Source organism: Kitasatospora sp. NPDC058965, assembly GCF_042741245.1.
Taxonomy (GTDB): Bacteria; Actinomycetota; Actinomycetes; order Streptomycetales; family Streptomycetaceae; genus Kitasatospora.
Map to the genome: position 1 here is coordinate 1 of NZ_JBHYKG010000381.1, position 7,320 is coordinate 7,320.

Sequence of the window (7,320 nt, forward strand, 5' to 3'; positions counted from 1 at the left end):
GTGCGCGGCGGGTCCGGTGCGGGGTGGCGGCCGGGTCAGCCGGCCAGGATCCGCTGCTTCTGCGCCTCGAACTCCGCTTCGGTGAGGACGCCCTGGTCCCGCAGCTGCGCCAACTGCTGCAGCTGGGAGATCTTGTCGTCCATGCTCGGCGCCGCGGGAGCGGCGGGGGCCGCGGGCGCCGGCGCGGGCGGCGGGGGCGGGGGCGGGGCGGCGGCCGTCTCCTGCTGGGCCCAGCGACCCGCCTGACGGCGGGAGACCCGGTTGGACACGGCGGTCGCCGTTCCGGCGACGACGGCGGTGCGTGCGACACCGCGCAACAGTCCAGGCATGACGCGTCTCTCCTCTCGTTGGCTCCGCCCGGGGGCGGTCGGCCGGCTCAGTCGGCCGGGCCGTTCTCCAGCTCCTCCAGGGACTGCAGCAGGTCCGGCACCGGGATCCGCCCACTGGCGACCAGGCGGGCGCCGCCCCGGCGCAGGGCCGCGGCGAACGGGGCGGCCCAGAGGTTCTCGTAGATCAGCACGCCGGCGGAGTTGCCGGGCTCGATGACGGCGGCGGCCTCGCTCAGGTCGTCGGCGCCGACCAGGCCCGAGCCGACGCCCTCGAAGACGGCCAGGTCGAGCTGCCCGTCGCCGTCGAAGTCGGCCAGTTCCATGCCCATCACGGTGCCGTCGGCGTCCTTGCCCACGAAGGCGAAGTCCAGGATCCGGATGACACCCCGGTCCACCAGGTCGATCAGCAGGGGGAGACCCTCCCCGGTCATGCGGTTGCCCGGGAACTCGACCACCAGGTAGTCGACGGGCCCGGTTTCGGCGAGGACGTCCTCGGCCATGGCGGTGCTCCTTCCACGCGGGTCCGCCACCCGGCCCACCGGACCGGGCGACGGTTCGAGGCTAGGAGCCGGCACCCCGTCCGCGGATCACCTGTGGCGGGTGAGCTGCGGTCCGCCCGTCCGGGCGTCCGCCGCCCGCTCCGGGGCCCGGACCGGTCGGCCGGAGCGGCGTTCGAGCCACCCGGCCAGCGCGGACAGCGCGGTGTTGATCAGCACGAAGCAGGCCGCCGCGACCAGGTAGGTGGGCAGCACGCTGTGGTAGTACTCGCCCAGCACCTGCGCCTTGTGCAGCAGTTCGAGGAAGCTGACCACGTAGCCCAGGGTGGAGTCCTTGAGTAGCCGGACCAGCTGGCTGACCAGGCTCGGGACCAGCCGGCGGACCGCCTGCGGGACCACCACCCAGGCCATCGCCTGCCAGTAGGTCATGCCCAGGCTGTACGCGGCCTCGGACTGGCCGCGGTCCAGCGCCAGCACCCCGGCCCGGAAGATCTCGGACAGTGCGGCCGCGTTGCCGAGCACGATCGGGACGACCAGCTGCCAGAACACCGGGAAGGTCAGCCCGGCCCTGGGCAGGCCGAACAGGAAGACGTACAGCAGCAACAGCAGCGGCACCGCGCGGAACAGCTCGACGTAGCCGCGGGCCACCGCCCGGGCCCAGCGGTTGCGGCTGAGCCGGACCAGCGCGACCAGCGCGCCGAGCGGCAGCGCCAGCGCGGCGGCGACGGCCGTGACCAGCAGGGTCTGGCCGACGCCGTCGAGCAGGAACCGCAGGATCGGCCACTGCGAGAACATCTGCCACTGGGCCGCCGCCAGTTGGCCGTGCGCCGCGAACTGGCGCAGGGCCAGGGAGAGGAGGCCGGCGAGCAGCAGGACCGAGGCGGCGGTGGCGATCCTGATCCGGCGCCGGGCGCGCGGGCCGGGGGCGTCGAAGAGCTGGTCGTCGTTCACCGTTCGATCGCCACCTTCCGCTCGATCCGGCCGGCCAGCAGCCCGGAGCTGAGCGTGATCGCCACGTAGACCGCCGTGGTCAGCGCGAAGCTGGTCAGCGGGTTGTCGTACTTGAGCGTCACCAGCTGGGCCTGGCCGGTCAGTTCGGGCACCCCGACGGCGGCCGCCAGCGAGGTGCCGAGCGCCAGCCCGATGAAGACGTTGCCCAGCGGCTGCACCATCGAGCGCAGCGCCTGCGGGATCACCACGTGGCGCAGGCACTGGGTGAAGGTCAGGCCGAGCGCCCGGGCCGCCTCGATCTGGCCGCGCGGCACGGTCCGCACGCCCGAGCGCACCACCTCGCAGACGAAGGCGGCCCAGTAGAGCGCCATGGTGAGCGCCACGGTCGCGAACAGCGGGTAGAGCAGTCCGATCTCGGGCAGCCCGAAGACGAACAGCACCAGCAGTACCAGCAGCGGGATGTTGCGGAACGCCGTGACGTACGCCGCGCCGGCCAGCCGCAGCGGGGGCACCGGGCTGATCCGGCAGACCGCCAGCAGCACCCCCAGCACCAGCGCGCCCGCGAAGGCCAGCGCGGTCATCTCCACCGTGAGCAGCAGGCCGTCGCCGAGCTGGCCCAGGACCCCCGTCGGCACCGGCCTCAGCTCCCGGCGGCCGAGCCGATGACGGGCGGCGTCGGGGCGTCACCGGACAGTTCGGTGCCGATGGTCGCCTTCCACAGCTTGGCCCACTCGCCGTCCTGCTCGATCAGCTTCAGCCAGTTGTTGACGAAGGTCTTCATGGCGGGCGAGCTCTGCGGCACGCCGATGCCGTACGGCTCCTCGGTGAACGGCTGGCCGACCACCTTGACGTTCTTGTCCCGCGCCGCGTCGCCCAGCAGCAGCGCCTGGTCCAGCACGTAGGCCTGGGCCCGGCCCTGCTCGACGGCCTGCTGGCACTCGGCGTTGGTCTGGAAGAGCACCACCTGGGCGCTCGGGGCGTACTGCTTGATGTCGTTGGCGGCGGTCGAGTTGGTCTCGGTGCAGACCGACTTGCCATTCAGGTCGGACGCCTTGCTGATGCTGGTGTCGGACGCCTTGACCAGGATCGCGTCGCCGGAGGAGTAGTACGGGCCGGCGAAGGCGATCTTCTGCGCGCGGGCCGGAGTGATCGTGTAGGTGGCGATCACCGTGTCCACCGTGCCGTTCTGCAGCAGCACTTCACGGGTGGAGACGTCGATCTGGACCCGCTTGGTGCTCGGCCGGCCGATGATGTACTTGGCCAGCATCTCGGCCAGGCCCGCGTCGAAGCCGGTCACCTTGCCGCTGACCGGGTCCTTGAGGGCGAACAGCGCGGCGGAGTCGGTCCCGCCGACGTTCAGGGTGCCGTGGGCCTTGATCTGCGCCATCAGGCTGCCCGCCGGGATGTCCGCGTCGGCGGCCACCGGCGCGTCGTCGATCACCTGCTGGTAGCCGTCCCCGGTGGCGGTGGAGCCGGGCGGGGCCGGCAGCTTGCTGCCGGAGGAGCTGCAGGCGGTCAGACCGGCCGCGACCGTCAAGGTCAGCAGCAGCGCGGGGACGGACAGGGCGGTGCGGGAGGTCATCCGGTGGTCTCCTTGCAGGCGTGGGGCGCTCGGTGGCGCGGGAGGGTCGGGGGCGGCCGTCAGTGCCGCAGGATCTTGGCGAGGAAGTCGCGGGCGCGGTCGGTGGTCGGGTGCTCGAAGAAGACGTCGGGCGGCGCGGTCTCCAGGATCCGGCCCCGGTCCAGGAACGCGACCCGGTCGGCGGCGCGGCGGGCGAAGCCCATCTCGTGCGTCACCACCAGCATGGTCATGCCCTCGGCGGCGAGTTCGGTCATCACGTCCAGCACCTCGCCGATCATCTCCGGGTCCAGCGCGGAGGTCGGCTCGTCGAACAGGAGCAGCCGCGGGTCCATGGCCAACGCCCGGGCGATCGCCACGCGTTGCTGCTGGCCGCCGGAGAGCTGGGCCGGGTGCGCGGTGGCCTTGTCGGCGAGCCCGACCCGGTCGAGCAGCTCCAGCGCGCGGGCCTCGGCCCGCTCGCGGGGCAGCCCGCGGACCCGGACCGGCGCGAGGGTGAGGTTGTCCAGCACGGTGCGGTGGCCGAACAGGTTGAACGACTGGAACACCATGCCGACCTGCGCGCGCAGCCGGGCGAGTTCGCGGCCCTCGGCCGGGATCGGGGTGCCGTCCAGCAGGATCTCGCCGGAGTCGACGGTCTCCAGCCGGTTCACGCACCGGCAGAGCGTCGACTTGCCGGACCCGGAGGCGCCGAGCAGCACCACGACCTCGCCGGCCCGCACGTCGAGGTCGACGTCGCGCAGCACGTGCGCCGGGCCGTAGTGCTTGTTGACCCCCCTGAGCTGCAGCAACGCGTCGACGCGGTCAGCACTGCCAGGACCACCCGTCACGGACACCTCGCGCCCCGTCTCGAACCGGCGGCCCGCGCGCCGCGGGCCGGACCGGTTACCTACCCACAACTGGGCGTCACCAAGGCGAAGATGACAGACCGTTATGTTGGGCGGGTCACGCGGCGTCGGCGATCAGCCCGGCCAGCCGCCGGGCGGCCCCGGTGGGACTGGCGGGGTGGATGAGCTCGGTGCGGTGCACCAGGCGGGGCTGGGAGAGCGGGACGGCGGCGATGCCGGGCAGCACCGCGGCCAGCGGCAGCGGGAGCACCGCGAGGCCGTGGCCGGCGGCGGCCAGGGCGGCCAGGCCGTGCAGGTCGGTGCCGCGGTGGCGGATGCGGGGCCGGAAGCCGTCGGTGCGGCAGACGGCGCGCAGGCGCTCCAGCGGGATCGCGGTGTCGGGCGCGTCGATCCAGTGCGCCTGGCTGAGGTCGGTCAGGCGCACCGAGCCGCGCCCGGCCAGCGGGTGGTCGTCCGGGAAGAGCACGGCCAGCGCCTCCTCGGCGGCCGCGAGCGTGGTGGTGGGGCCCAGGTCGGGCAGCGGGAGCGGGTCGCTGGGCGCGGTCGCGCCGTCGACCAGGCCGACGTCGGCGCGGCCGGTGAGCACCTCCTCGATCACCGCCTGGTGCCCGAGAACCCGGACTTCGAGGTCCAGCGGGTGGGCCGAGCTGTGCAGCCCGGCCAGTGCCCGGGCGACGGCCGGGCCCAGGGCGGCGGGCGTGTGGGCGAGGGTCAGCCGGCTGGGGCGGGTGTCGTGCAGGCGGGCGAGGTCGGCGCGGGCGGCGTCCAGCCGCAGCAGCAGGCCGGGCGCGTGTTCCATCAGCCGCTCCCCGGCCGTGGTCGGCGCCACTGGCCGGCGCTCGATCAGCCGGGTGCCCAGGTCGGCCTCCAGCGCCGCGATGTGCTGCGAGACGGCGGACTGGGTGTAGCCCAGCGCCGCGGCGGCGGCCGAGAAGGAGCGGTGCTCGAGGACCGCGACGAAGGTGCGGAGCAGGTGCGGATCCATGGGCAGCAGTATGCATCAGGATTTCTTATGCTCGATGCAGAAACCATCGTTGGACCTGATGCGATCTGCTCGGCAGGATGGTGGCCATGAACCGCACCGCACGCATCGCCCTGGTCGGGGACCGCTCCGACGCCGTTCGTTCGCATGCCCGCGTCCCCGGTCTGCTGGAGGCGCTGCGCCTGCGGGACGGGCTGGAGCTGGACGCCTACTGGATCCCGTCCGAGGACGCCGGGCGCGGCCTGGACGGCTTCGACGCGGTCTGGGTGCTGCCCGGCAGCCCCTACCGCAGTGAGGAGGGGGTGCTGGCGGGGATCCGCACCGCCCGCGAGCGGGGCATCCCCTTCCTCGGCACCTGCGGCGGGTTCCAGCACGCCCTGCTGGAGTTCGCCCGCACCGTCTGCGGCCTCGACCGGGCCGGCCATGCCGAGAACGCCCCGGCCACCGCCGACGAGGACGCCGTGATCGTCGCGCTCGCCTGCTCGCTGGTCGGCCACGAGGGGACCGTCAATGTCGCCCCCGGCTCCCGGGCCGCGCAGCTGCTCGGCGCGGACCGGATGCAGGCGCGCTACCACTGCAACTACGGGCCGAACCCGCAGCTGCTGGGCGTGCTGCGCGAGCACGGCCTGGCCTTCACCGGGACGGACGCCACCGGGGAGGTCCGGATCGCCGAACTGCCCTCCCACCCCTTCTTCCTGGCCACGCTCTTCCAGCCCGAGCTGGACGGCGACGGCACCCGGGTCCACCCGCTGATCAGCGGCCTGGCCGCAGCTGCGGTCGAGCACGCAACTGTCTGACGCGGTGCGGCAGTTGATTGCCCGTGAGTAAAGGGCGGGTAATCATTCGGTCATCGGTGGCGCCCGGTCACTGTTGCCTGCTTCACACAACGGTGAGGAACTGTCGACGAACAGTTACCGATGACCTAGACTCGACGCCGAGTCGAACGTCTGCCGTCCGACCGCCACGAGGGGGAATTCAGTACCGATGGGGACCATGGACAACCACGGTCGCGCGCCCGTGTCCGAAACCGCTCCCGGGGCCCTGGAGCTGTGCCAACTCCTGCGCGTCTGGCGGGCCGACGCCGGCGTCAAACTCCGGCGCGAAAAGGCGCTCCCGCAGAAGGAGGTCGCGGCCCGCATCGGGGTGAGCGAACGGTGGTACCGGGGCCTCGAATCCGGTGATCCGGTCTCGCTTTCCAGTGACATTCTCGGCCGGATTTCCCAGGTGCTGGCGCTGGGGCCCGACGAACGCATGGTGCTGTACAGCCGGGCGATCGACGGCGCCGGGCTCGCCCTCGCCGACGAGGACGGCGAGGCCGAGGGGCAATTGGCGCTGCTGCAATTGGTGACCGCGCAGACCCAGTTCCCCGCCTATCTGACGGACGGGTCCTGGAACATCCTGGGCTACAACGCGCTCATGGCCCAGTGGTTCCCCTGGGTGCTGGAGCCGGGGGCCAATCTGATGCGCTGGGCGCTGGCCGATCCGCAGGCCCGGGACCAGCTCATGGATTGGCAGGAGCATGCCGAGGTCTACCTGGCGATGCTGCGCTTCGCCGTGACCACCGGCTCGCCCGGGCAGGAGGCGATCGGCGCCCTGCTGCAGGACCTGCTGCGGGACCCCGACTGCCGCCGGATCTGGGCGCGGGAGTCGAAGTTCGTCGCCTTCCGCCAGGGGCACCGGTACCGGTTGCGGCTGCCGCACGTGTCGTCGGAGCAGATCACCGTGACCTCCCGGGTGCTGCTGCCCGCCTACCACCACCGGCTGCGCTGCGTCATGCTGCTGCCGTCGGCCACCCGGGCGCCGCAGCCGGCCGTGCCGCAGCCGATCGTGCCGCAGTCCGCCGTGCCGCAGGCGAACGAACCCCGGCCCCGGGCACCCCACCCGCGCGCACCCCACTCCCGGGCTCCCCGCCCGTTCGAACCCCGACCTCTCGACACCCGATCTCTCGACCCCCGGCCGTTCGAGTCCCGGGTGCCCCCGCAGGGTGCCGTCCTGGTGGCCGGCGCACGCTGACCGGCGGGCGGGCCGGCCCCGCCCGCACACATAATTCCGAAGGCATTCCAGCGGCATATCACGGCCTCTCCGACCCGTGATTCCCGAGTGGCGTGCGGCGTGTGTCCGCCGGGCGCCACGT

The 7,320-nt window shown here is 73.0% G+C and carries 9 protein-coding genes; 2 read left to right on the forward strand and 7 right to left on the reverse strand.

All coding sequences use genetic code 11. The features are described 5' to 3' along the window. Positions 1 to 35: 35 nt before the first annotated feature. From ACFW1A_RS36165 to ACFW1A_RS36195, 7 genes are all read right to left on the reverse strand, one after another. The gene (locus ACFW1A_RS36165; protein ID WP_380417041.1) at positions 36 to 329 is read right to left on the reverse strand and encodes an SHOCT domain-containing protein; all 294 of its coding nucleotides are present in this window, start codon (positions 327 to 329) and stop codon (positions 36 to 38) included. Positions 330 to 376: 47 nt separating this feature from the next. After that, positions 377 to 829, reverse strand: coding sequence for a DUF6325 family protein (locus ACFW1A_RS36170; protein WP_380417044.1), 453 nt, complete (start codon positions 827 to 829; stop codon positions 377 to 379). Between the two features lie 87 nt (positions 830 to 916). Continuing rightward, entirely contained in the window at positions 917 to 1,777 is an 861-nt protein-coding gene (locus ACFW1A_RS36175) for an amino acid ABC transporter permease (protein WP_380417046.1), read from the reverse strand. Continuing rightward, on the reverse strand, positions 1,774 to 2,412 hold the full coding sequence (locus ACFW1A_RS36180; RefSeq protein ID WP_380417049.1) for an amino acid ABC transporter permease: 639 nt from the start codon (positions 2,410 to 2,412) through the stop codon (positions 1,774 to 1,776). Before ACFW1A_RS36180 ends, ACFW1A_RS36175 begins: the two co-directional genes overlap by 4 nt. A gap of 5 nt (positions 2,413 to 2,417) precedes the next feature. Further along, positions 2,418 to 3,359 carry a glutamate ABC transporter substrate-binding protein gene (locus tag ACFW1A_RS36185; protein WP_380417052.1) on the reverse strand — a complete coding sequence of 314 codons (942 nt, stop codon included), beginning with the start codon at positions 3,357 to 3,359 and terminating at the stop codon, positions 2,418 to 2,420. A 59-nt stretch (positions 3,360 to 3,418) separates the two neighbouring features. Then, entirely contained in the window at positions 3,419 to 4,147 is a 729-nt protein-coding gene (locus ACFW1A_RS36190; RefSeq protein ID WP_380417054.1) for an amino acid ABC transporter ATP-binding protein, read from the reverse strand. A gap of 154 nt (positions 4,148 to 4,301) precedes the next feature. Further along, positions 4,302 to 5,189 (reverse strand): LysR family transcriptional regulator, encoded by an 888-nt coding sequence (locus tag ACFW1A_RS36195; RefSeq protein ID WP_380417056.1) that lies wholly within the window; start codon positions 5,187 to 5,189, stop codon positions 4,302 to 4,304. An 86-nt stretch (positions 5,190 to 5,275) separates the two neighbouring features. On the opposite strand from ACFW1A_RS36195, the gene ACFW1A_RS36200 reads away from it, so the two are divergent. Both ACFW1A_RS36200 and ACFW1A_RS36205 read left to right on the forward strand, forming a co-directional pair. Next, complete coding sequence (locus ACFW1A_RS36200) at positions 5,276 to 5,983, forward strand: hypothetical protein (RefSeq protein ID WP_380417059.1); 708 nt, start codon at positions 5,276 to 5,278, stop codon at positions 5,981 to 5,983. A 220-nt stretch (positions 5,984 to 6,203) separates the two neighbouring features. Then, positions 6,204 to 7,199, forward strand: coding sequence for a helix-turn-helix domain-containing protein (locus tag ACFW1A_RS36205; RefSeq protein WP_380417061.1), 996 nt, complete (start codon positions 6,204 to 6,206; stop codon positions 7,197 to 7,199). Positions 7,200 to 7,320 lie beyond the last annotated feature (121 nt).

Coding starts and splice junctions, on each gene's coding strand:
- ACFW1A_RS36195 (WP_380417056.1), bottom strand. CDS start 5,189: ATGGATCCGCACCTGCTCCGCACCTTCGTCGCGGTCCTCGAGCACCGC.
- ACFW1A_RS36185 (WP_380417052.1), bottom strand. CDS start 3,359: ATGACCTCCCGCACCGCCCTGTCCGTCCCCGCGCTGCTGCTGACCTTG.
- ACFW1A_RS36165 (WP_380417041.1), bottom strand. CDS start 329: ATGCCTGGACTGTTGCGCGGTGTCGCACGCACCGCCGTCGTCGCCGGA.
- ACFW1A_RS36170 (WP_380417044.1), bottom strand. CDS start 829: ATGGCCGAGGACGTCCTCGCCGAAACCGGGCCCGTCGACTACCTGGTG.
- ACFW1A_RS36200 (WP_380417059.1), top strand. CDS start 5,276: ATGAACCGCACCGCACGCATCGCCCTGGTCGGGGACCGCTCCGACGCC.